At 61.2% G+C, this 22,215-nt stretch carries 22 protein-coding genes and 1 pseudogene; 8 read left to right on the top strand and 15 right to left on the bottom strand.

Translation table 11 applies throughout. The annotated features are described in order from the left end of the window. Window positions 1–117 precede the first annotated feature (117 nt). From galE to BMZ10_RS03050, 4 genes are all read left to right on the top strand, one after another. Window positions 118–1,218 (top strand): UDP-glucose 4-epimerase GalE, encoded by a 1,101-nt coding sequence (galE, locus tag BMZ10_RS03065; RefSeq protein WP_093458574.1) that lies wholly within the window; start codon window positions 118–120, stop codon window positions 1,216–1,218. Between the two features lie 110 nt (window positions 1,219–1,328). Further along, window positions 1,329–1,574 carry a hypothetical protein gene (locus BMZ10_RS03060; protein WP_093458573.1) on the top strand — a complete coding sequence of 82 codons (246 nt, stop codon included), beginning with the start codon at window positions 1,329–1,331 and terminating at the stop codon, window positions 1,572–1,574. A gap of 73 nt (window positions 1,575–1,647) precedes the next feature. Next, window positions 1,648–2,250, top strand: coding sequence for a Yip1 family protein (locus tag BMZ10_RS03055; protein WP_093458572.1), 603 nt, complete (start codon window positions 1,648–1,650; stop codon window positions 2,248–2,250). 161 nt (window positions 2,251–2,411) lie between these two features. After that, window positions 2,412–4,886, top strand: a complete 2,475-nt coding sequence (locus tag BMZ10_RS03050; protein WP_093458571.1) for a PAS domain-containing protein — start codon at window positions 2,412–2,414, stop codon at window positions 4,884–4,886. A 51-nt stretch (window positions 4,887–4,937) separates the two neighbouring features. Here the strand turns inward: BMZ10_RS03050 and BMZ10_RS03045 are convergent, their stop codons facing one another. From BMZ10_RS03045 to BMZ10_RS03000, 10 genes are all read right to left on the bottom strand, one after another. Then, the gene (locus BMZ10_RS03045) at window positions 4,938–5,606 is read right to left on the bottom strand and encodes a hypothetical protein (protein ID WP_256214310.1); all 669 of its coding nucleotides are present in this window, start codon (window positions 5,604–5,606) and stop codon (window positions 4,938–4,940) included. Window positions 5,607–5,970: 364 nt separating this feature from the next. Then, on the bottom strand, window positions 5,971–7,356 hold the full coding sequence (locus BMZ10_RS03040) for an MFS transporter (protein ID WP_093458569.1): 1,386 nt from the start codon (window positions 7,354–7,356) through the stop codon (window positions 5,971–5,973). Window positions 7,357–7,481: 125 nt separating this feature from the next. Next, window positions 7,482–8,663, bottom strand: coding sequence for an N-methyl-L-tryptophan oxidase (solA, locus tag BMZ10_RS03035; RefSeq protein WP_093458568.1), 1,182 nt, complete (start codon window positions 8,661–8,663; stop codon window positions 7,482–7,484). A 116-nt stretch (window positions 8,664–8,779) separates the two neighbouring features. Then, a complete protein-coding gene (locus BMZ10_RS03030) occupies window positions 8,780–9,034 on the bottom strand; it encodes a hypothetical protein (protein WP_371265938.1) in 255 nt (84 codons plus the stop codon). A 26-nt stretch (window positions 9,035–9,060) separates the two neighbouring features. Beyond that, window positions 9,061–9,288, bottom strand: coding sequence for a LysR family transcriptional regulator (locus BMZ10_RS03025; RefSeq protein WP_371265937.1), 228 nt, complete (start codon window positions 9,286–9,288; stop codon window positions 9,061–9,063). Window positions 9,289–9,375: 87 nt separating this feature from the next. Beyond that, on the bottom strand, window positions 9,376–10,644 hold the full coding sequence (locus BMZ10_RS03020) for a dicarboxylate/amino acid:cation symporter (RefSeq protein ID WP_177182074.1): 1,269 nt from the start codon (window positions 10,642–10,644) through the stop codon (window positions 9,376–9,378). 76 nt (window positions 10,645–10,720) lie between these two features. Then, window positions 10,721–11,662 (bottom strand): D-2-hydroxyacid dehydrogenase, encoded by a 942-nt coding sequence (locus BMZ10_RS03015; RefSeq protein ID WP_093458565.1) that lies wholly within the window; start codon window positions 11,660–11,662, stop codon window positions 10,721–10,723. Window positions 11,663–11,674: 12 nt separating this feature from the next. Continuing rightward, window positions 11,675–12,067: a VOC family protein gene (locus tag BMZ10_RS03010; protein WP_093458564.1), complete on the bottom strand. Its 393-nt coding sequence runs from the start codon at window positions 12,065–12,067 to the stop codon at window positions 11,675–11,677. Beyond that, the gene (locus BMZ10_RS03005) at window positions 12,064–13,029 is read right to left on the bottom strand and encodes a hydroxymethylglutaryl-CoA lyase (RefSeq protein WP_093458563.1); all 966 of its coding nucleotides are present in this window, start codon (window positions 13,027–13,029) and stop codon (window positions 12,064–12,066) included. The genes BMZ10_RS03010 and BMZ10_RS03005 overlap by 4 nt, the downstream gene beginning before the upstream one ends. Window positions 13,030–13,045: 16 nt before the next feature. After that, window positions 13,046–14,236, bottom strand: a complete 1,191-nt coding sequence (locus BMZ10_RS03000; RefSeq protein WP_093458562.1) for a CaiB/BaiF CoA transferase family protein — start codon at window positions 14,234–14,236, stop codon at window positions 13,046–13,048. 114 nt (window positions 14,237–14,350) lie between these two features. On the opposite strand from BMZ10_RS03000, the gene BMZ10_RS02995 reads away from it, so the two are divergent. The 4 genes and pseudogenes from BMZ10_RS02995 (at window position 14,351) to BMZ10_RS02985 (ending at window position 17,621) form a co-directional block, all read left to right on the top strand. Beyond that, window positions 14,351–15,250, top strand: a complete 900-nt coding sequence (locus tag BMZ10_RS02995) for a LysR family transcriptional regulator (RefSeq protein ID WP_093458561.1) — start codon at window positions 14,351–14,353, stop codon at window positions 15,248–15,250. A 130-nt stretch (window positions 15,251–15,380) separates the two neighbouring features. Continuing rightward, window positions 15,381–16,202: pseudogene (locus BMZ10_RS28130) on the top strand (cache domain-containing protein); the annotation flags it as partial. 36 nt (window positions 16,203–16,238) lie between these two features. Further along, window positions 16,239–17,060, top strand: coding sequence for a methyl-accepting chemotaxis protein (locus tag BMZ10_RS28125; protein WP_371265936.1), 822 nt, complete (start codon window positions 16,239–16,241; stop codon window positions 17,058–17,060). A gap of 84 nt (window positions 17,061–17,144) precedes the next feature. Beyond that, entirely contained in the window at window positions 17,145–17,621 is a 477-nt protein-coding gene (locus BMZ10_RS02985; RefSeq protein WP_093458559.1) for a hypothetical protein, read from the top strand. A gap of 59 nt (window positions 17,622–17,680) precedes the next feature. Here BMZ10_RS02985 and BMZ10_RS02980 read toward each other — a convergent pair whose 3' ends face one another. The 5 genes from BMZ10_RS02980 to BMZ10_RS02960 all read right to left on the bottom strand — a co-directional run bounded on the left by BMZ10_RS02980 (window position 17,681) and on the right by BMZ10_RS02960 (window position 22,202). Next, complete coding sequence (locus tag BMZ10_RS02980) at window positions 17,681–18,229, bottom strand: nuclear transport factor 2 family protein (RefSeq protein WP_093458558.1); 549 nt, start codon at window positions 18,227–18,229, stop codon at window positions 17,681–17,683. Between the two features lie 194 nt (window positions 18,230–18,423). Further along, complete coding sequence (locus BMZ10_RS02975; protein ID WP_256214307.1) at window positions 18,424–19,353, bottom strand: alpha/beta fold hydrolase; 930 nt, start codon at window positions 19,351–19,353, stop codon at window positions 18,424–18,426. Window positions 19,354–19,446: 93 nt separating this feature from the next. After that, window positions 19,447–20,445, bottom strand: coding sequence for a quinone oxidoreductase family protein (locus BMZ10_RS02970; protein ID WP_093458556.1), 999 nt, complete (start codon window positions 20,443–20,445; stop codon window positions 19,447–19,449). 70 nt (window positions 20,446–20,515) lie between these two features. Beyond that, a complete protein-coding gene (locus BMZ10_RS02965; RefSeq protein WP_093458555.1) occupies window positions 20,516–21,487 on the bottom strand; it encodes an alpha/beta fold hydrolase in 972 nt (323 codons plus the stop codon). A gap of 70 nt (window positions 21,488–21,557) precedes the next feature. Continuing rightward, window positions 21,558–22,202: a glutathione S-transferase gene (locus tag BMZ10_RS02960; protein ID WP_093458554.1), complete on the bottom strand. Its 645-nt coding sequence runs from the start codon at window positions 22,200–22,202 to the stop codon at window positions 21,558–21,560. Window positions 22,203–22,215 lie beyond the last annotated feature (13 nt).

Raw genomic sequence — 22,215 nt, 5'->3', positions numbered from 1 at the left:
TACTGGGCAACTCCGTCTCCCTAAACCGATACACGTCAACGCCGCCGCAGGGCGTCAGACGAGAACGCAGTCCGGCAGCCCGCAGTCGCCGAGCCAATGGGTAAACGGAGACGGATGATGATCTTGATAACCGGCGGCACGGGTTACATCGGTACGCATCTGGTGCTGGAGCTGATGGAGGACGGCGAAGAAGTCGTCATTCTCGACAACCTTTGCAACAGCTTCCGCTCAACGCTGGACGACATCACACGAATCACTGGCCGACGTCCCCCGTTCATTGAGGGTGATGTCAGGGACCGTCAGACGCTCGATGAGCTGTTCGAGCGCTATCCGGTTGATGCCGTGATTCATTGCGCAGGATTGAAGGCCGTCGGTGAAAGCGTGCGCGAGCCCCTGCGGTATTACGACAACAACGTCGGCGGCAGCGTAAACCTCTGCCAGGCGATGGCCGATGCACGGATATTTACCCTGGTGTTCAGTTCCTCAGCCACGGTCTACGACGATTGCGCGCTGATGCCGATCAACGAGCGTTGCGCGACCGGTCACCCCTCAAGTCCTTACGGCCAATCGAAGCTCATGGCGGAAACCGTCATGAAAAGCATGGTCGACGCCGAGCCCCGCTGGTCGGTCGGACTGCTGCGCTACTTCAACCCGATTGGCGCGCACGAGTCGGGCGACGTCGGAGAGACGTGTTCGGTGACGCCGAACAACCTGCTGCCCTACCTGTTGCAAGTGGCAAGCGGGGAGCGTCCGGCCCTGTCGGTTTTTGGCACCGATTACCTGACGCCCGATGGCACCGGAATCCGCGATTACGTGCATGTGATGGATCTGGCCGAAGGTCACCTGAAAGCGTTGCACGCGCTGCGCCTGACTCACGGCATCCATGTCTGGAATCTGGGCACCGGCCTTGGGCATTCGGTGCTTGAAGTGGTCAAGGCCTTCGAGCGGATCAGTGGCGTCACCGTGCCGTTGACCTATGAGCCGCGCCGCGCCGGCGACATCGCGCAATGCTGGGCGGACCCGGCCAAGGCCTTGCGCGAGCTGGGCTGGTCGGCCCATCGCTCGCTCGACTGCATGCTTGCCGATGCCTGGCGCTGGCAGCTCAGAAGCCAAAGAGCGGACGGCGCACGTTTGATCGGCGCGGTCCCTGTGCCCGGCATTGAACTCGTCGCCGCGCAACCAATCAGCACGCAGCCGGTCGGTGCGCCGCCCGGCTGACTCGACCCGCGGATGCTGCCGCAGTACCGCCAGTCAGCTGGTTCGAACCACCTTGCAGTCGTCCATTTCCAACGCGTATGCGCAGCAAGATGCTGCGCCAGGAGGTAGTGATGAATAACCCAGAAACCACGCTTCAGGGCGGCATGGGCGGCGATGATCCACGTCCCGATTCTCCCGACCCGCTGTCACCCCGTCGCACTGATCTGAATCCAAGCGACACGCCTGATGCCGACCAGCTTCCCGATAACGACGGCGAGACGCCGGCCGACACCGATGAGCAAGCGCAACGCCAACAAAAGATGCCGGATGTCGACGTCGACAGCGCCGAGATGGACGACCAGCCCAACCCGCCTTAGCAGTGCCGGGCGCGCCGCTGCGTTGCGCCCCGGTGCGAGCGCAGTGGCAACACATTTTGCGGAGGATATTTTAATGTCTGCGCATTTCATTGACCTGTTCACGCACCCCGGCCATGCCTGGCGGGCCATTCGCGACGAAGAAACCCGGCATCCGCGGCATTACATCGCGCATCTGGTGTTGCTCGCTCTGATTCCCGTGGTTGCCCTGTTTGTAGGCACGACTCAAGTGGGCTGGAGCCTGGTGGGCGACGAGATTGTCAAACTGTCGCCCTCGAGCGCATTGCAGCTGTGCATCTTGTTCTACGGCAGCATCCTCATCGGCGCCGTGCTGATGGGCGCATTCATCCGCTGGATGTCCCGCTCCTTCGATGCACGTCCGAGCCTGCATCAGTGCATCGGCTTCGCGGGGTACACTGCCACGCCGTTCTTCATTGCCGGGCTTGGTGCGCTTTACCCCAGCAGATGGCTGGCATTGGCGGTCCTCTTGCTGGCGGCGGCTTATTCGACATTCCTGTTGTTCATCGGCATTCCGACCTTAATGCGTCTGAAGGACGAGCAGCAAGGCTATCTGTATGCCGCCTGCGTGTGGGGCGTTGGCTTGCTGCTGCTGGTCACTGCCCTGGTGAGCATGATTCTGTTCTGGTTCAACGATCTGATGCCGGGGTACGTGCGCTGAAGGGGTTGTGCGGCGATGCGCAGTTTGAGCTGCGCAGGCTGAGCAATGCGCCGGTTTCTCGGCTGCGCGCACGTCAGGCACTCGACACTCGCTGGTCAGGCCTTTAGCCTGCCTGTTCATCAAATGCCCTGAGACACTCTTCATGCAGGACCTGATTCCCCATGTTTGACGAAATTGGCGCGAAGCCTTCCATCGACCTCAGCTTGCTGGGCGGCAGCTATTCGCCTGTTGCGCTGATCGAGCGCGAACGGCGCGTGCTGGGCCAGATCGCTGCGGGCATGCCGCTGGCCGAAGTGCTCAACGACCTGTTGCTGGCCGTCGAAGCGCAAAGCCAGGACATGATGGCGTCGGTGCTGTTTCTGAGCGAGGACGGCCAGTACATGTTGCACGGCGCCGCGCCCAGCCTGCCCGCGGCGTATAACGAAGCGATCCATGGCATTGCCATTGGCGAAGGCATTGGTTCGTGCGGCACGGCGGCGGCACGGGGAACACCGGTGTACGTGCAGGACATCGCCACCAGCCCGCTGTGGGATGGCTTCGCCGATCTGGCGGTGCCTCACGGGTTGCGTGCGTGTTGGTCGATGCCGATCACGGCGGCAGACGGGAAAATTCTCGGCACCTTTGCGGTGTACTACGGCGAGCCTCGCGCGCCGATGCCCAGTGACATCGAAGCCATCGCGCTGATTGCCCAGACGGCTGCGCTGGCCATCGAACGGCACCGTTCCGACCAGCGCCTGCGCCGCAGCCAGGACGCCCTGCGCGACCTTAATTCGGAGCTTGAGCGCAAGGTCAACGAACGCGCCACCGAACGCAGTCGCACCTGGCTGTTAAGTAACGACCTGCTCTCGGTGATCAATGATCAGGGCGTTATCGAGGCGTCCAATCCAGCCTGGACCATCACACTGGGCTGGGCGCCGGAAGAGCTGCTGACCACCTTCATGTCCTTCGTCCACCCGGACGACGTGCGCGCCAGCGAGGCGGTGTTCACGCAGGCGGCCAACGGTCGGCCGGTGTCCCGATTTCAGAACCGCTTCCGCCATCGCAACGGTCACTATCGCTGGCTGGCCTGGGTGGCCGTACTGGAAGATGGCAAGGTTTACTGCAGTGGCCGTGACATCACCCTGGAAAAGGAACAGGCCAACAGTCTGGCGATCCGCACCCGCGAACGCGACCGTGCGTGGGGACTTTCACAGGAGCTGCTGGTAATCGCTTCGCCCAATGGCACGCTGGATGAAGTCAATGCACGCTGGACTGAACAACTGGGCTGGACCGAGCGCGAACTGGTCGGCACAACGTTCAGCGACTACACCCATCCCGACGATCTGATGCCGGCACTGGCAGCGTTTTCCGGCATTTTCGAAGCGCCATTGATCGTGCCCTACGAGTACCGTCTGCGACACAAGGACGGCTCCTACAAGTGGTTCAGCTGGACCGGCACCTTCGAAGATGGCCGCGTGTACGCAGCAGGTCGGCACGTCACCGTCGAGCGCGAGCAGGCCGAGGCATTACGGCAATCGCAGAAGATGGAAGCCGTGGGCCAGCTGACCGGCGGCGTGGCACACGACTTCAATAACTTGATGACGGTGATTCGCTCCTCCACTGACCTGCTGCTGCGCCCAGGCCTGGACGAAGCGCGCCGGATCCGCTACGTGACGGCGATTTCCGAGACCGTCGACCGCGCCGCCAAACTGACCGGCCAATTACTCGCATTCGCCCGCAGGCAGACGCTCAAGCCTGAGGTGTTCAGCGTCTGCAACAACGTCAGGGCCATCAGCGGAATGATGGGCACATTGACCGGCTCGCGGATCGAATTGATCAGCGAGCTGGCCGACGCGCCCTGTCTGGTCAACGCCGACCCGAGCCAGTTCGACACGGCGTTGGTCAACATGGTCGCCAACGCCCGGGACGCAATGCGTGGCGAAGGCAGACTCACGCTGGCGGTGCGTCCGGTTGAGTCGATGCCGTCCGTACGCCTGCATCCCGCGCTGGACGGCCCCTTCGTTGCCATTTCGATCACCGACACGGGCACCGGCATTCCGGCCACGCAGTTGGAGAAAATCTTCGAGCCGTTCTACACCACCAAGAATGTCGGTGAAGGCACGGGGCTGGGGTTGAGTCAGGTGTTCGGTTTCGCGAAGCAGTCCGGCGGCGAAATTTCCGTGGCCAGTGAGCTCGGCAGAGGTACGACGTTCACGCTGTATCTTCCGCGGGTGACGGGCAGTGTCGAAGAGGCGGAGCCCGATGCGCCGCCGCTGCCTCTTGAAGATGGGCACGGCACGTGCGTGCTGGTGGTGGAAGACAATGGCGACGTCGGCACCTTTGCCGTGCAGGCATTGGCTGAACTGGGTTACAAGACGGTGCTGGCGGCCAACGCTCAGGAGGCATTGAGCGAACTTGACAAGGACGCCAGTCGGTTCGACGTGGTGTTCTCCGACGTGGTCATGCCCGGCATGAGTGGCATCGAACTGGCCCATGCGATCCGCGCCAGGTTTGCCATGCTGCCGGTGGTGCTCACCTCGGGATTCAGTCATGTCCTCGCCCGGTCCGGCACCGATGGCTTCGAACTGTTGCACAAGCCGTATTCCATCGATCAGCTGTCGCGCATGTTGCTCAAGGTGTCCGCTCGCAATCAGTAAAGCCGCGGCCTCTTCAATGAGGCAGCGGCTTGCGTGCTGTGATCAGCCGTATCAGCGGCGGGCCAGCGCGGCGCGTTCCAGGGCAACGTGCTCCACCGACGACGCGTGAGCGACAGACGCACGCTGGCGCACGAAGTATTCGACGGCAGCCGCCAGCCACATGGAGTAAGTCACCAGTTCAACGCCCTCCTCGACTGCCGTCTTGGCCAGTCGCGCATAGCCGTCGCTCAGAATCAGATGCCACAACGCGCCCATGCCGAACAGGCGCGAAAACACCAGCACGCCCAACCCTGTGGAGATCGTGCCGAAGGTGGGCGTGCGGGCGAACGCCGCGAGGGCATCGAACGTATCGCCGCGATTGGCCGACTTGAAGGCAGTGACGATACAGGCAAGTGCGATCACGCTGAAGGGCCAGCACCATGCACTGTGGCTGATCGGGTCAAACAGGCCATCGAGTTCACGCATCAGCAGACAGGCAAAGAAGCCCCCGGCCAGCACTCGAAAACCGTGTTGCTGTGCCGCGCCTGGCGCAAACCAGAACAGCAAGGCGCTGGCGAACAGCATGATTTCCTGAGTAACCTCAGTGAACGAAATTTCCAGAATGTCGGTATGAAATACGGCGATGTCGAGCCAGATCATGGCGAATGCGATCCCTGTGAGCGCCAGCTTGAGCAGTATTGTCATCGAGGCGTTTTTCAGGTCGTGTTGTGTGCTTTGCAATGTGCTTTCCCCTGTCCTTCCCTCAAATGAGGGTAAATGGTCGAGGGGATATAACGATATTTTCACAAAACAATCACATTTCTTTTACAGATTGTTTCTATCGAGGAGATCGATAGAAGCTTTTTGTAGTTTACGTGTCGGCGACTGTGGCCGTCTTCACTCGCGCCCACGCACTCAGGCAATGCCACGACCCGTCGCCTAAAGCCGTTCAAGATATCGCTGGGTGGATGTTCGAAGCCCTACTGGGCGTGGGAATTGCAGCGGAGGGGGTAAGCCGGCCCGTTATGACCTGGGCCAACTCACCCTGAGAGGCAACCGGTGGAACCGCACGTCGCACCGGGTCTGTTTCAGCCGCGACGAAGCGTCAGGCCTGGGGCACTGCGCTGCCCGGCACCGGCGTCTCTTGCGTGTGACGTTGCAGCATCGTTTTCGGGATCGACAGGATCAATCCGGCACTGACGAACAGGCAGGCGCCCAAGACGTACGTTCCGTTGTTGATATTGCCCGTCAGGTTTTCGGCAACCGCCGTGATCATCGAACCGGTGAAGCCAGACAGGTTGCCGATAGCATTGATCATGCCGATACCCGCCGCCGCTGCGACGCCGGACAGCACGGTACCGGGCAGCGTCCAGTAGATGGGCATGAGGCTGAGGACGCCCGAAGCCGAAACGCTAAGGAAGACGATCGAAAGCACCACATTGTTGGCGAAGTACGCACTGAGGATCAGCCCGATGCCACCGATGATGGCGGGGATCGCAGCATGCAGCCGACGCTCGCCTGTCCGGTTGGAATGACGGGCGTTGAGGGTCATGGCAATGATGGCGATACCGTAGGGAATGGCGGTCAGCAGGCCGATATCCAGCGGGTTGGTGACGCCGGCGCTCTTGATGATCGACGGCATCCAGAACGCCAGGCCGTAAAAGCCGGTGTTGAAGGTCAGCAGGATCAGCACCAGCAGCCACACGCGGCCGTTGAAAAAGACCTCGCGCAGATTCGTTGCCTTGCCTTTGCTGTCGGTCTGGAGATTGGCCTTGAGCAGACTTTTTTCTTCAGGCGACAGCCATTTTGCGGCATCGATGTTGTTGGCCATGAACGCCAGCACTACGAACGCCATGATCACCGAGGGAATGCCTTCGATGATCAGCAGCCACTGCCAGCCCGCCATGCCTTGCACGCCCTGCATCTTGGTCATCAGCCAGCCGGAAATCACGCCACCGAGTGTCAGACTGATCGGCATTGCCATCAGAAAACCGGACATCACGCGACTCTGGCGACCCGTCGGGAACCAGTAATTGAGGTAAAGGATGACGCCCGGGAAGAACCCTGCTTCACAGATGCCGAGCAAGAAACGCAGCACGTAGAACATGGTTTCCGGTTCGACGTGGAAAAACTTCGCCAGCGGCACCGTGAACGCCACGGCCATGGACACGATGGCCCAGCTGAGCATGATCCGGGCAATCCAGAACCGCGCACCGAAGCGGTGTAACAGCAGGTTGCTGGGCACTTCGAAAATGAAATAGCCCCAGAAGAAAATGCTCGCACCCAAGGCGTAGACCGTGTTGCTGAACTGCAGGTCATTGAGCATGTCGAGTTTGGCGAAACCGATGTTCACGCGGTCCAGATAAGCGGCCATGTAGCACAGCAACAGAACGGGGAGGATGCGCAGGATGACTTTGCGGTAGGTACGGTCTTCAAAGCTGGCTTGGCCCATGCCCGAGGATTCGGGCAGGCGGTCAGATGCGGTTGCCATGGTGGGAACTCCAGGCACATGAATGTGCCGATTTTGTTGTTATGGGTTCGAAACACCGACGGGATGGTACTGGCAACCGATAGATGAATAATAATGAGATCTTTCCATTGATTGATAACTGGCAGTTATCGGGTCAACGCGCTTTCCTTGAACCGGGCCAGTGAAAACGAGGACAGGTCGAGCTCGGATTTCCCATGCAGGCACCATTGCGCAAATGCCTCTCCCAGCGCCGAAGAGTGTTTGAATCCATGACCCGAACAGGCTGACACCACCAGGGTATTCGGCAAGGCGGGATGCTCATCGATGATGAAGTGCCGATCCGGGCTGACGGTGTAGGCACAGACGGCCGATTTCACCACCGTGGAGGACACCCCGGCGATGCGACCTTTCACCTGTTCCTCGAACATCTGCTGGCCCTGCGCTGCCGAGACGGTTCTGTCCATGGCCGCCGGCGTCGAGCTGCTTCGGTACTGCGCGGTGGCAATTTTCAGGCTGCCCTCGCCCTTGATCGCGGGAAAACCATAATTGACCCCGTCGTCGCCTTCGCCATGGGTGAAGATGAACGTTGGCGAGCGCCCCACCAGGCGGGCGTCGTCCAGGGCGAACCAGAACAATCGCTGGGGGTAAACCTTCAGCCATTTGCCGAACGGCTCTCCCAGCAGATCGCCCGTCCAGTTTCCGGCAGTGATCACCAGTTTGTCGGCGTGAAGCGTCCGTTTGTCAGTGGTGATGACGACACCGTTGTCCTGCGCAGCAATGCCGGTAACCGTTTCACCTCTGAACAGCGTGGCCCCGTTGCCCTGGGCCAGCTTGAGCTGAACGTCAATGCAGCGCTCCGGACGGACGAACCCGCCTTCAGACTCGAAATACCCCACGGCACTGTCCAGCACATCGGCGAACTGAGGAAAGCGTGCGCGGATCTCGTCAGCGCCCAGTACCTCATGGTCAATGCCGTATCGGACCGCCAGATCGATGGTGCGCAGCGTGAAATCGCCTCTGTCGTCAGGATTGAAGTCCGGGCGGGATGTCAGCACCAGCAACCCGGTCTGCTCGAACAGCGACTCCCCTGACAACGCCTCAAGCTCGCGCCAGATACGATGAGCATTGCGCACGATGGGCACGTATTGAGCGCCCTCTCCCACCGACAATCGGGTGATGCGCGTGTCGCCATGGCTGGAACCCTGATCATGCGGCGGCGAAAACCGGTCTATTCCGGCGACCCTGACGCCCGATCGGGACAATTGGTAGACCGTGGCCGCGCCCATGGCGCCCAGGCCAAGAACGACGCTGTGGAAGTGTTCTGTCAATGCCAATGCTCCGTGCAAAAACCGTTAGTTGAGCGGCAAAACCGGTTTCGATCAACCTCCGCAAGCAAAAGTGGCGCTGCCAGCGTGAAAACGATATTGGTTGGCAGACGCAGGATTTACCGACCGATTCCAGCCCGACACGCTTCTTCAGGGCCGTTCACCGGATGCGGCGACCGTCTCCAGAGCACCAGCAGCGCCGCGCCGGCGAGGCTGGCGATGATCAGCGCCAGACTGGTGATACCCACACCCAGGCCGAAGAAGTCGATCAGGTAACCGCTCAGTACCGGGATCGCACCGGCCGGCACATAGCCGCCCATGTTGAAGATCGCATTGGCTTCGGCTCTGCGCTGTGCAGGAACGTTCTGCGCGATCAGGCAATGCCTTCTTCACCGTCCGCCTAGCGCAACAGGACGAAAGAGGCCGCCTCCCTCTGCGCGGCATATTCCGCGACCCGCACCCCATCCTCGGTGAGTGGGTAGACACGGCCTCGACGATCCACCAGTTTCATGTTCAACGAGGTTTCCGGCGCAGCGATACGCCGCGCCACGGTGGCGTGTTCCACCCCCAGCGCAAGCGCCGCGGCCGCGAGGGAGCCTTCGTGAGCGAAGGCGAAGAAAGAACGCAGGCTATCTCAGTCAAACACGGTGATCATCAGGTCGGTAGACGGCAGGGTTTTCAGTGAGAGCGAGCAATAGCTTAACGGGTTGCAGCGTCACTCGCCCAACTCGCGCTTGAGTTGTTCGCGGTCCAGCGCGCCATCCCAGCGGGCGACGAACAGGGTCGCCACGCCGTTGCCGATGACGTTGATCAAGGCGCCGCCTTCGGAGATGAAGCGATACACGCCGAGCACCAGCACCAGACCCGCTGCCGGAATCACATCGATCGAGCCCAGCGTTGCGGCCAGTGTGATGAACGCCCCACCCGTCACGCTGGCAGCGCCTTTGGAGGTCAACAGCAGAATCAGCAGCAACGTGATCTGGTGATACAGCGACACGTTGATGTCCAGCGCCTGGGCAATGAAGATCGCCAGCACGGTCATGTTGATGCAACTGCCGTCCAGATTGAAGCAGTAGCCCGATGGCACGACCAGGCCTACCGTGGATTTCTCGCAACCCAGTTTCTCCAGTTTGCCCATCAGACGCGGCAGCGCGGATTCGGACGACGAAGTCCCCAAGACCAGCACCAGTTCCTCGCGGATGTACTTGAGAAACTTCCACAGGCTGAAGCCGGCGAGTCTGGCAACAATGTTAAGCACCACGAAGACAAACACCAGACCGATGACGTAGTAGCACACCAGCAGGTTCACGTAGGCGCCCAGTGACTGCACACCGTACTTGCCAATCGTGAACGCCATCCCGCCGAACGCCCCCAGCGGCGCCAGGTACATGACGATCTTGAGCATGCGGAAGAACGCTTTGGCGATCAGGTCAATGGTGTTGAGCAACGGTTTGCCGACATCTCCGAGCAATTGCAGGCCAAAAGCGAACAACACGGAAATGAACAACACCTGCAGGATGTCGCCCTCGGTGAACGCGCCGAACACCGTCGTCGGCACGATGTGGGTGAGGAATCCCACGACTGACTGATCGTGGGCGGCCTTGGCATACCCGGCGATCGCCGAAGGATCCAGCGTTGCCGGGTCGATATGCATGCCGGCGCCGGGTTTGAACAGGTTCACGCCGATCAGGCCGATCACCAGTGCAATCGTGGTCAGCACCTCGAAGTACACCAGAGACTTGAAGCCGATCCGTCCGATGCGCTTGAGGTCCTGCATGCCGGCGATGCCGCTGACCACCGTGCAGAAAATGATCGGCGCAATGAGCATCTTGATCAGCTTGATGAACGTGTCGCCCAACGGCTTCATCTGCTCACCGAGCCCCGGGCTGAAATGACCCAGGATCACACCCAGAATGATCGCCGTAAGCACTTGAACGTACAGGTGGTGATAGAACGGTTTGCGGCGTGCCGCCGCCTCGGTCATTTCATCCACTGTAGAGCTGATTGTTTTTGTCATGGCTCTGCCTTCTTGTTGTTGTTTTAACGAATGGCTGACGGGCTCAACTCACCACATTGATCGGCTTGTTGGCGGCGAATGCGCCGATGTTCGCGGCGAGTACGGTTTTGAGGCGCACCACGCTGCTCTGGCTGGCCCAGGCCACATGCGGCGTGACCAGAAGATTCGGATGATCGCAGTGCAGCAGTGGGTGGTCGGCCTGCGGCGGCTCGGCGTACAGCACATCCAGTGCAGCGCCTCCCAGTTGCCCTGATGCCAGGCCTGAAAGAATGGCGTTCTCGTCGACCAATGGGCCGCGGGCGGTATTGATCAGCAGCGCGCCGGGTTTCATGCGGGCGATCTCGGCCGAACCGATCAGATAGCGGGTCTGAGGTGTGAGGGGGCAATGCAGCGTCAAGGCGTCAGAGATGGCGAGCACTTGCTCGAACGCCGTGTAACCTTCGCGCACCCGGTCGGCGCCACGGTGTTCGGCGAACAGCACATTGATTTCCAGCGCTCTGGCGAGGCGCGCAACACGGCTGCCGATATCGCCCCGGCCAATGATCCCCAACGTCGAACCTTGCAGGTCCTGAATCGGCGCGCCATGCACGCAGAAATGAGAGGACTGCGGCCATTGCGTTGCCGACGCTTCGCGGTACGCCAACAGATGCCGGCGCATGGCGAACAGCGAGCCGATGACCGACTCGGCGACGCTCACAGCGCTGTAGGCCGGGACGTTACACACCGTGACGCCTTGATCGCGACAGGCTGCAATGTCCACGCAATCGTAGCCGGTGGCGGCCACGCAAATCAGCTTCAGACGTGGCAACTTCTCCAACGCCTCACGGCCGATACGCACTTTGTTGGTGATTGCGACGTCAGCATCTGCCAATACGTCGACAACCTGATCCAACGCTGTTTTCTCGCGAACGATCCAGCCAGTGGCCTCGATCGGCCGGTCCATCGGGCTCGGCAGACTTGCGCCATCCAGAAAAACGACATTCATCAGGTTGCTCTCTTATCGTACTGAGGGTTGGAGGGGCTCGGAAATCTCGATCAGGTTCAGATCGGGATCACGCACATAAACCGAACGGATGGGGCCTGTGGCGCCCGTCCTCTGTACCGGGCCTTCGATGATCGGCCACGCCTGCGCTTCAAGATGAGCGACGACCTGGTCAAGCGGCGTGCTGGCGATGAAGCACAGATCCAGTGCTCCGGGCACCGGCAGGTGCGCTTTGGGCTCGAACTCCTGCCCTCGCACATGTACGTTGATTTTCTGCTTGCCGAACACGAATGCGACGCGGCCGTTGCCGAAGGTCTCTTCGCGCAGGCCCATGACGCGCACGTAAAAATCCCTGCAGGCGTCAGCATCGAGGGTGGTCAGCACCAGATGGTCAAGATGATCGATCATTGCGCACGCTCCAGTTCCGGGTTGGTGACCTGCTTGCTCAGCGTGTGCACGTGCATCGGAACGGGATGCAGGTCCAGACGTCGCCCGGCCTTGAGTATCTGGCTCGGGACGTCGTGCCCGATCAGCCCCGGCAATTGCGCCGACGCCGCCAGCACGCGCTCCAGATTCATGCCGGTGTCGTACCCCATCAGGTCGAGCATGTGCACCAGATCTTCCATGCACACGTTGCCACTGGCGCCCGGTGCGTAAGGGCACCCGCCCAGGCCACCGAGCGAAGCGTCGAAGCGGTCGATACCCGCCTGCAGCGCAGCCAAAGTATTGGCCAGCGCCATGCCGCGGGTGTTGTGGAAATGCAGGGTCAGTTGCAGCTGCGCAAAGCGCTCGCGAACGGCACGGGACAACGACTCGACCTGCGTCGGGTATGCCATGCCGGTGGTGTCGCACAGGGTGATGCCGCGCACGCCGAGTTCGGCGAAACGCTCTACCCAACCCAGCACGTCGCTGTCGGGGACTTCGCCCTGCATCGGGCAGCCGAACACGGTCGACAACGACACGTTGACCGCCACCGGACCGTTGCCGATCACCCCGACGACATCCTTGAGCTGAGCGAACGATTGCTCTCGGGTCATGCGCAGGTTCGAACGGTTGTGCGGCTCGCTGACGGACATCACCAGGTTGGCCTCGTCGATGCCACAGCCCAGCGCACGTTCAGCCCCGCGGACGTTAGGCACCAGAACGGTGTATTCGACCCCTGGTTGACGCGTAATGCCGGCCATAACAGCCTCGGCGTCGCGCAACGCTGGAATCGCCTTGGGTGAGGTAAACGAAGTCACTTCGATCTTGGCGTAACCGCACTGGCTCAGCGCGTTGATCAGGGCGATCTTCTGCTCGGTTTCGATGAAGGTCTTTTCGTTCTGGAAGCCGTCACGGGTTGCGACTTCCTGCATGAACAAGCGTTTCATTCAGGCTACTCCGTTATCAGATCAGGCCGCGGCTGCGCCACGACTCGCGAGTGCTCGCGTCGATGCCGAGCCGTTGAAGGATTGAATCGGTGTGCTGGCCCAGCGTCGGCGCGCGGGATTGAACCCGGCCGGGCGTGGCCAGGAGCTTGGGCACAATGCCGGGCAGCGTGACGGCCGTACCGTCGTCGAGCGTGCCGGGAAGCAGCATGTCGCGCGCCTGGTAATGCGGGTCTGCAGCGATGTCGGAGGCGTCGTAGATCTTCCCGGAGGGAATGTTGGCGGCCTTCAATGCGGCCAGTACCTGTTCGAGCGAGCGCTCGGCCGTCCACGTGGAGATCGCCGCGTCGATTCTGGCGACGTGACGGACACGACCGTCGTTCTGTGCAAGCTCGGGATCGTCGGCCAGATCCAAGCGATCGATCTGTTCCATGAGCCGGCGATAAATGCTGTCGCCGTTGCCTGCGATCAGGGCGTACTTTCCATCCCGGCAACGGTAGGCGTTGGTGGGTGCTATCCCCGGAAGGCTGCTGCCGGCAGGTTCGCGGACCGTGCCGAAGACCGAGTACTCCGGAATCAGGCTTTCCATCATGTTGAACACCGACTCATAAAGCGCAACGTCGACCTGCTGCCCCGCGCCACCGTTCTGTTCTTTATGACGCAGGGCAAGCAGCACGCCGATCACGCCGTGCAGTGCGGAAAGGGAATCGCCGATGGAGACGCCGACCCTGACCGGCGTGCGGCCAGGCTCACCGGACAGATGCCGCAGCCCGCCCATGGCTTCGCCGATTACGCCAAAGCCCGGCAGGTCTCGATAAGGGCCGGACTGGCCGTAACCGGACACCCGGAGCATGACCAGTCCGGGATTGATCGCCGACAGCTCCTCCCAGCCCAGCCCCCATTTCTCAAGGGTGCCGGGACGGAAGTTTTCAATCAGGATGTCGGCCTCTTTGACTAGGCGCTTGACCACGTCATGGGCTTCTGCCTGACGAAGGTCCAGCGTGAGCGACTGTTTGTTCCGAGACTGAGCGGCCCACCAGACGGAGGTTCCGTCGTGAAGCAGGCGCCATTTGCGCAGGGGATCGCCAGTGACAGGCGGTTCGATCTTGATCACTTCGGCGCCGAATTCGGCAAGCATTTTCGCGGCGAACGGCCCAGCAATCAGCTGACCCATTTCAACCACCTTGATACCTTCCAGCGGTAGGCTCATGACGTTTTCCGTTCTTGTTGGAGGCGATGGGTGGATAGTCCCTCCAAAACGAACGGATGAGAATTTCAAAGTTTTCCACTACCCTTTCCTTAATGGAAACAGTAGGAAGAAGACATGCTTAACCTGCTTCAGCTGGATCTGATTTCACTGCGCCTGCTGGTGCTCACGGCCGACAGTGAAAACCTGACCAAGGCTGCCGAGTCCGCGCACATGACCGTGTCTGCCGCAAGCAAGCGCCTGGCCGAAATGGAGCGCGTGACCGACTGCACGTTATTTGTCCGGCTGGCCCGTGGTCTGCAGCTGACGCCGGCCGGCAGAGGCCTGGCCGAACACGCCCGGCATATCCTCGAAGGCGCTCAACGCATGGCCCATGACGCCAGTGATTACGCGAGCGGCGTGCGGGGTCACGTGAGGCTGTTCGCCAACACCTCGGCGATCATCCAGTTTCTGCCCGACGATCTCGCGACTTTCCTGACCGCAAACCCTCACGTGCGCATCGGCCTCGAAGAAGCCCTCAGCGACATGACCATCCAGGCTGTGGAAGACGGCCGTGCGGACATCGGCATTTTTGCCGATAACGTCCCCGCACCCCGGCTGCAAAGACGGCCGTTCAGACGCGACAGGCTGGTGGTGCTGGCACCCCAGGATCACCCGCTGGCAATGCGCGAAACCGTGACGCTGGCCGACACGCTTGACTTCGACTACGTCGCGTTGAACCAGGGCAGCTCACTGCTGCGAAGGATCGGCGACGCGGCCGCCGGCACCGGGAAGATCCTGAAAGTGCGCATCCAGGTGAGCAGCTTCGACGGCATCTGCAGGATGATCAACGCCGGACTTGGCATCGGCATCCTGCCACTGGGGTCGGTGCACCCTGAATTGCTGGTGAGCAAATTACGCGCGATCCCCATCGAAGGCGACTGGGCGACGCGTACCCTGTTCGTTGGGGTCGCCGACCCGCAGCGGCTGTCACCGGAAGCCGCCAACCTCTTCAATTATCTGAGCCAACTTGAGTGAGCACAGGGCAAGCGTCCACGTATCGGGCAGCATGAGTACGTAGTAATACGGGCATACGACGCTTTAGATGATGACTATAATGAATGAGCCGTTTGTGCCACTCATTCAATAACAATGCCGGTGCCAGAACATGACGCTGTCAATCCGTAGCAAGGTCATCTTGCTGTGCGTTGCCCCTGCTCTTTTGCTTGCTATCCTGATCACCGCCCTTGCGGTCACGTTGCTTCAATCCACGGCAGACGAACAAGCAAGGGACACCCGCGCGACCCTTATCGCGACGCGTAAAACGGCACTGGAACATGCGGTCCAAGTGGCACAAAGTGCGATCGCGCCGATCTACGCCGCTTCCGCACCGGGCGACCTTGACGCGCGTGATAAGGCCATCGCTATTCTCAAGCAACTGCATTACTCAACGGACGGGTATTACTTCGGCTACGACGCTGACAGCGTGCGGGTGTTCTGGGCCGACAAGGACCTGAAGATCGGAGAAAGCTTCAAGGATTTCCGCGACCCGGACGGGGTGTTCGTGATCAATGAGTTAGTCCGCGTTGCCCGGGATGGCTCGCATTTCCAGACCTATCGTTTTCCGGTGCCCAACAGTGACAAGGTCGTCCCCAAGCTCGGCTACGCGATGTACCTGGACAAATGGAAATTGATGATCGGGACGGCAGCGAATCTTGACGACATCGATGCCCAGGTCGCTCAGATCACAGATGAACTTCGACAACGCCGGTCCGAGTTGGTCATGCAGATACTTGCGCTGAGCATTGCCGCCTCGATTGTGCTTGCGCTGCTAGCGGCGTGGCAGGTCAAGCGTCTGTTTCGGCCACTGCTGCAACTCAGGCTGCAGCTGGAAAGTATTGCCTCCGGCGATGGTGACCTGACCCGCCGCCTGCCCGCCGTCAGCCATGATGAACTGGGTCAGCTTGCCCACTCGTTCAATCGATTTGTCGCCAAGATCCAGGGTCTGGTCGGCAACGTTGCCGGCATGGGCCAACGCTTGACCGCGCTGGTCGCTCATGTGACGGATCAGGCGCAGCGCTCAGAGCAGGCGATGGCGTTGCAACGGCAGGAGACCGACCAGGTCGCCGCTGCCATCAACCAGATGTCCGCCGCCGCGTCGCAGGTCGCGCAGCATGCTCAGCAAGCTGCACACGCGGCCAATCAGGCACAGCACGAGGGCGCCAGCGCGGGGGAAATCGTCAATGCCAGCGTGGACAGCGTGAACGTGCTGGTAGACAACCTGAACACCAGTGGCCTGTCATTGACCCGGTTACAGTCAGAGGTCGGCGCAATCGCTGGCGTCCTTGCCGTCATCCGATCGATAGCCGATCAGACCAATCTTCTGGCGCTCAACGCTGCGATCGAAGCGGCGCGCGCCGGAGAAGCCGGCCGTGGGTTTGCCGTCGTCGCCGATGAAGTCCGCGCGCTCGCCAGCCGAACGCAGGAAAGCACGAAAGAAATCCACGGCATGATCGGGCGGCTCGAGGACGGCACGGTGAACACTGTCAGCGCAATGACTCAGTCGAGCGAAACAGGCAGCCGGACCCGTGAACGCGCGTTACGTGCGATGACCTCACTGGAAGCAATCGCTGGCCTTATCTCGACCATCAACTCGATGAACGCCCAGATCGCTGGCGCGGCCAGCGAACAGACTGCCGTGTCCGAAGAAATCAATCGCAGCGTTCAACACATCGCGACGTCCATCGAGTCGGTGGCCCGCGACACCCGGCAAGGCGCCGACACGGCGCGCGAGCTGTCTTCGCTCAGTGCTGAACTGGGCGCTGCGATCAGGCAATTCAGGATTTGAAGGAGCGACGGTCGCACTCAGCCGCGGCTCAGCATTTGCGCGCAGCGGTTTTCGATACAAACAACAACACGGACGAGTCGAATCATGAAAGTAAACGGTCAGGTCCCGCCGCTCACGGCCCACATTTCAACCACCACGCCAGCGGCGTCGGCATCAGCCGCTCCGACTGCCGAAGACCAGGACGCCGGCCCGATCCGCACCGCAAGGGGCATTGAGGTGAGCCTGTCTCCCGAAGCCCGGAAAAAGGCCGAAGACGACAAGCATCGCAATGCCGACATTGATGCCTCCGCCTTGCCGGACGGAATCAAGGACTCGCTGAAAGCCATTCGGGAAATCGAGCAGAAGCTCGCCGACAAGGTTCAGGAATTGGCCCAACTGGCCAGTGACAAGGGCATGGGCGCTGACAAAAAAGAGGCCCGCGGCAAGCAGCTGCAAATCGAGATCAGCGCCTTGCGCGGGGCGCTCTCCAGTGCAGAATCAGCCCTCAACAACGCGATGAGCGCGCAGAACCTGTCAGCGGATGATCGAAAACTGGCGCACGCGCTCATCGGCAAATCATGACCTGAGGAAACCGCGCCAGCTGCCGGGTGGTGGCCGGCGCGCCCCGTCTGAGTCACGCCTCAGGCATTTTTGAGTTTAGGCATGTACTGAGCCAGCTCGGCCGGGTCGGTTGTCGGCGGGTCCAGTCGGGGGTTGATGGTTGACCCGCCGATGTACCGCTCGAAGACTTTCCAGCTGTCTTCCGCCCGACGCAGCCGATCCATCATCGGCGAGTACAACCAGATGGCGGGCAGACCATCAGGGCTTTTGATGGCTTGGCCATCGCCCAGCGCGGCCGCCGACTCCGGCGATGCGTAGCGCACCAACAGATTCTGATAACGCACCACCACGCCGTCCTCGTCAGCGTCGACGATGTGGTTGGTGGCGTGTCGGCTGACGCCCGGGATCAGGTAGGGATAGTCGCGCTCGAAAAACCGGCGCATCTCATCGCGACCGTTGAGGGTGCCATGAAAGTGGTAGGCGACTGCGTCGGGTAAGAAAGCATTGAGCATCGACTCCACGTCCCAGGTTTCGAACCACCAGTTAAGCCGGTTCACAAAGTCGATCGCGCTAATGCGATCAGCGGGATCGACGTTGCCCAGGGATGGGATATCAGGAAATGGCTTCACGGTTAACTCCTCGATTTCATGGATGATACTTTCATGTGCAATTACACAACATGACTCAAAAGCAGGCGCCGCTCTGTGAGGTCGGCGCCGCAATATTTGATGACGCCTATCATATGTGTATATGCACAGGTGTCAACCGCGAGGGGAAGCTGACGGCGAAACACGTCGCTACAGGCCGTACGTCGATGGCAAGGTCAGGGTTGAACGGAGGGTCGGGATTCGCCGAACGTCGCGATGATCCGCCGGGCGATGTCGTTATGCTCTTCTTCCAGCGCAAAATGCCCGGTGCGGTAGTGAACGACCTGCGCCGTCGGGACATAGCGTTTGATTGCGTCGGCGCCCGCGGGGGCAAATATCGGGTCTCCATCGCCCCAGACCACCAGTGTCCTTGGCCTGGCAATGCTCAGGTAGTGTTGCCATTGCGGATACAGCGCAAGGTTTGAGCCGATGTCCAGTTGCAAGTCGGTCATCGCCCGCCTTTTCTGCGGATCGCCGAGCGCTGCAGCATCGCTTTGCCAGGCATCCGGGCTAAGCCCGTCCGGGTTTCGAGCGCCCTGTCGATACAGAAACAGATCGGTCGCGAGTACCACCCTCGCCTCTGCAGCCACCCGCTTCTCAGGCGTTTCCGGGCCGGCGTTGGCCTGCACTGCCTTCAGCCGCGCGGGCTCCCATCCGTCCAGCGACAGCGGTGTATTTTGTATCACCAGCCCGCGAACAAATGACGGATGACGGGTGGCCAGTCTCATCCCGACCGGTCCCCCGAAATCCTGGAGATAGAGCACTGCGCGCTGGATACCCGATTGCCGAAGCCAGACGTCCATCGTCTGCGCGACGGCATCGAACGTCAGCGGCGGCGCGCCTGCTGCGGGCGCATCGCTGTTACCCATTCCCGGATAATCCGGCGCGATCACATGAAAGTGCGCCGCCAGCGCCGGGATCAGATCCCGGAACATGTGCGACGAAGACGGAAAACCATGGAGCAACAGCACGACCGGCCTGGCCGGATCCCCTGCTTCGCGATAGAAAATCCGGCTCCCCGCAACTGTCGCGTAGCAATACTGAACATCCGCCGCGACGGCTGGTTCAATCAGACCGCACATCAACAGCAGCGTGATGACGCTCATCCAAAGGGCCGATCTTCTGCAGCGCATTGGCTCACTCCCGTCGCTGAAACTTTGTTGGGCTAACGGGCCTCGCAGCCCGACACAAGCCTGTGGTCAATGCCCCGGATCGAGCACGATGACGCCCTGCACTTCACGACGTTCCAGCAACGCGTGGGCATGGGCGGTGTTGCTCAACGGCAGCACGGCGCCGATCACGGGCTTGAGGGTGCCGGCGCTCACGCCGTCCGCAAGAAAACGCAGCGCCTGGCGAATCAGTGCCGGGCGCTGAAAAAACGTCGGCAGGTAAACCCCCGTCAGCGTCTGCGCATTGGCCATCAGCCTGCGCGGTGCAAACGGCTCGCCGGGGCCACGGGTCGAGCCCACTACCACGCAACGCCCAAGCATGGCCAGGCACTCGAAGTTCTGATCGAACACCTCGGCGCCGATGGTCTCGAGAATGACGTCCACCCCGCGTCCCTGCGTCAGGGCCCGGACGTGCTCGGGCCACTGCGGCGTGTCGTAGCCGATGGCATGGTCCGCGCCCAGGCGGCGCACGAATGCACGCCGGTCTTCGGTACTGGCGGTGCCGATCACCGTCTGCGCGCCCATCGCCCTGGCGATCTGCACCGCAAGGCTGCCGACCCCGCCTGCGGCGCCCTGGATCAAGACGCTCTCGCCTGCCGCCAACCGACCGCAGACGTCAAGGGCCAGGTACGCCGTGACGCCTTGGCACGGCAGTGCGGCCATGGCGACATCGTTTGCCGATTCGTCCAGCGTGACCAGCAGATCGGCACGGGCAACGACCTGCTGTGCGTACGCCCCTCTGGGCATCAGCGCCATGACTTTACTGCCCAGCAGCGTGGGCTCGACACCCTCCCCGAGCCGCGACACCCGGCCGACGGCTTGCAGGCCCGCGACATGGGGCAGCGTCACGCCACCCACGCGTGTCTCCGAACGGTTGTAGACCCCCATCCGCTCACGGATATCAGGGAAGTTCACGCCGACCGCGGACGTATCGATCAAGACTTCGCCCACACCCGGCGCAGGCGTCGGCAGATCGATGTATTCGAGCACTTCAGGGCCGCCGAAGGTGCTGAACTGGATCGCTTTCATGAGTACGTTTCCTCAGGCAATGATCGCGACAAAAGCGCGCTGCCGAGCGGATCGGCAGCGCGATGAAGACTTACCGGGTCCCGTTGAGGAACAGCGAGGCATGTTTCACAAACAGCTCGGGGTACTGGTAAATCGCACCGTGGTTGGAGTCGGGATAAATGACCAGTTGCGCGTTTGGCAGGTGCTGCTGCAGCGTCACGTCGTTGACCGTGTAGAAGACGATGTCGTTGCTGCCGGATACCACCAGCGTCGGCTGCCTGATGTTTTTCAGGTAGTCGTTGGCGTTGTCGGCAGGTTTGCCCCAGCGGGCGATGGCGGCGGCCTGTGCCGGTGCGGTCTTGCTGTTGACGTCGACATCGCGATTGACTTTGCGCGCCCTGAGACGGGTCAGGAACTCACGCCCGGCGGCCTGGCTTTCTGCGCTCTGGGTGAAGAACACGTCCAGCAGCAGCTCGTCCGGCACCTCGCGCTTCTTCGCCAGATAGCCCTGGAATTCCGGGGTCAGCGAAGCCATGCCGACGCCACCGCGCGGCGAAGAGCCCACCAGAATCAGACGACGCACCAGATCAGGATGATCCAGCGTCACTTGCTGGGCGATCAGGCTGCCCATCGAAAAGCCCAGCAAGTCCGCTTGTTTCACACCCAGCGCCTTAAGCAGGCCGGCCGCGTATCGGGCCATGTCCTCGATGTTGTCCGGCACTTCACCGCTCGAGCTGGCGACGCCTGCGTTGTCGAAAAGGATGACCTCGCGATCACGGGCAAAGCCATCGATGACTTTAGGGTCCCAGCTGTCGAGGTTGCCCACGAAATGCTGAAGAAACACCAGCGGCACGCCGCCTGTCTTGCCAAACCGGCGATAGGCCAGGTGAGCGCCATCGACGTCGACAAACCGAGTGGGCGCGGTTTGATGGGTGTACCCATGGGCCGCCTTGGGTTGCGCTGGCGCAGGCGTGGCGTTGGCAGAGAGGGTCGAACACGCAGCCGCCATCACGGCGACGGCCACAGTCTGGCGCAGCGCCCAACGAGAATTGAACACGGTCATTTGAAAACACCTGAGAATCAGAACGGATGGAAGGAAAGATCGCCCCGACCTCATCGGCCGGGGCACGGCGTCAAGCCGGGTTTTTCACGCTAGGGCGTTCTTGCACCTTGGCTTGCCAGGCGGCGAGCGCGGTGCAGCTTTCGGGGATCTGAATGCTGGCGAAACCGGCAAAAATCAGGCCTGCGAAGACGGTGATGTCGGCCATCGAGAACTGTTCACCGGCAATGTACGGCTGACTGCGCAGAACCTGATCAAAGTACTGCATGCCCGCCAGCGCCTTATCCCGCTGACGATTGCCCCATTCGACGCGACCTTCCCACTCAGGGCTCTTGTAAGGTTGCAGGGCGGCGCCCAGACCCGGTGTCGCGTGGTGGAAGTAAAAACCCACGGGATCCGAAAGCTCGGATTCGGCGCGCTTTTGCATCATATGGATGACGCCTTTCTCTTTGGCCGTCTTACCGGTCAGCACTGGATCGCCGTCCAGATGGTCCAGGTACTCGGTGATGGCCGTGCATTCGGAGAGGTAAGTGCCATCGTCCAGCTGCAACACCGGAACGGTGCCCAGCGGATTGATCTTCAGAAAGGCTGGCTGCTTGTGCTCGGCGGCTGGCAGGTCGACTTTGATGAACTCGACGCTGGACGCCAGGCCCTTCTCCGCGAGGACAATTCGGATGCGCAGCGGGTTGGGAAAACCGGGGATATCGAAAACTTTCATGCGTGCTCCATAG

The sequence above is a fragment of the Pseudomonas sp. NFR16 genome, assembly GCF_900108875.1.
GTDB lineage: Bacteria > Pseudomonadota > Gammaproteobacteria > Pseudomonadales > Pseudomonadaceae > Aquipseudomonas.
This window is presented reverse-complemented; position numbering and strand designations above follow the sequence as displayed.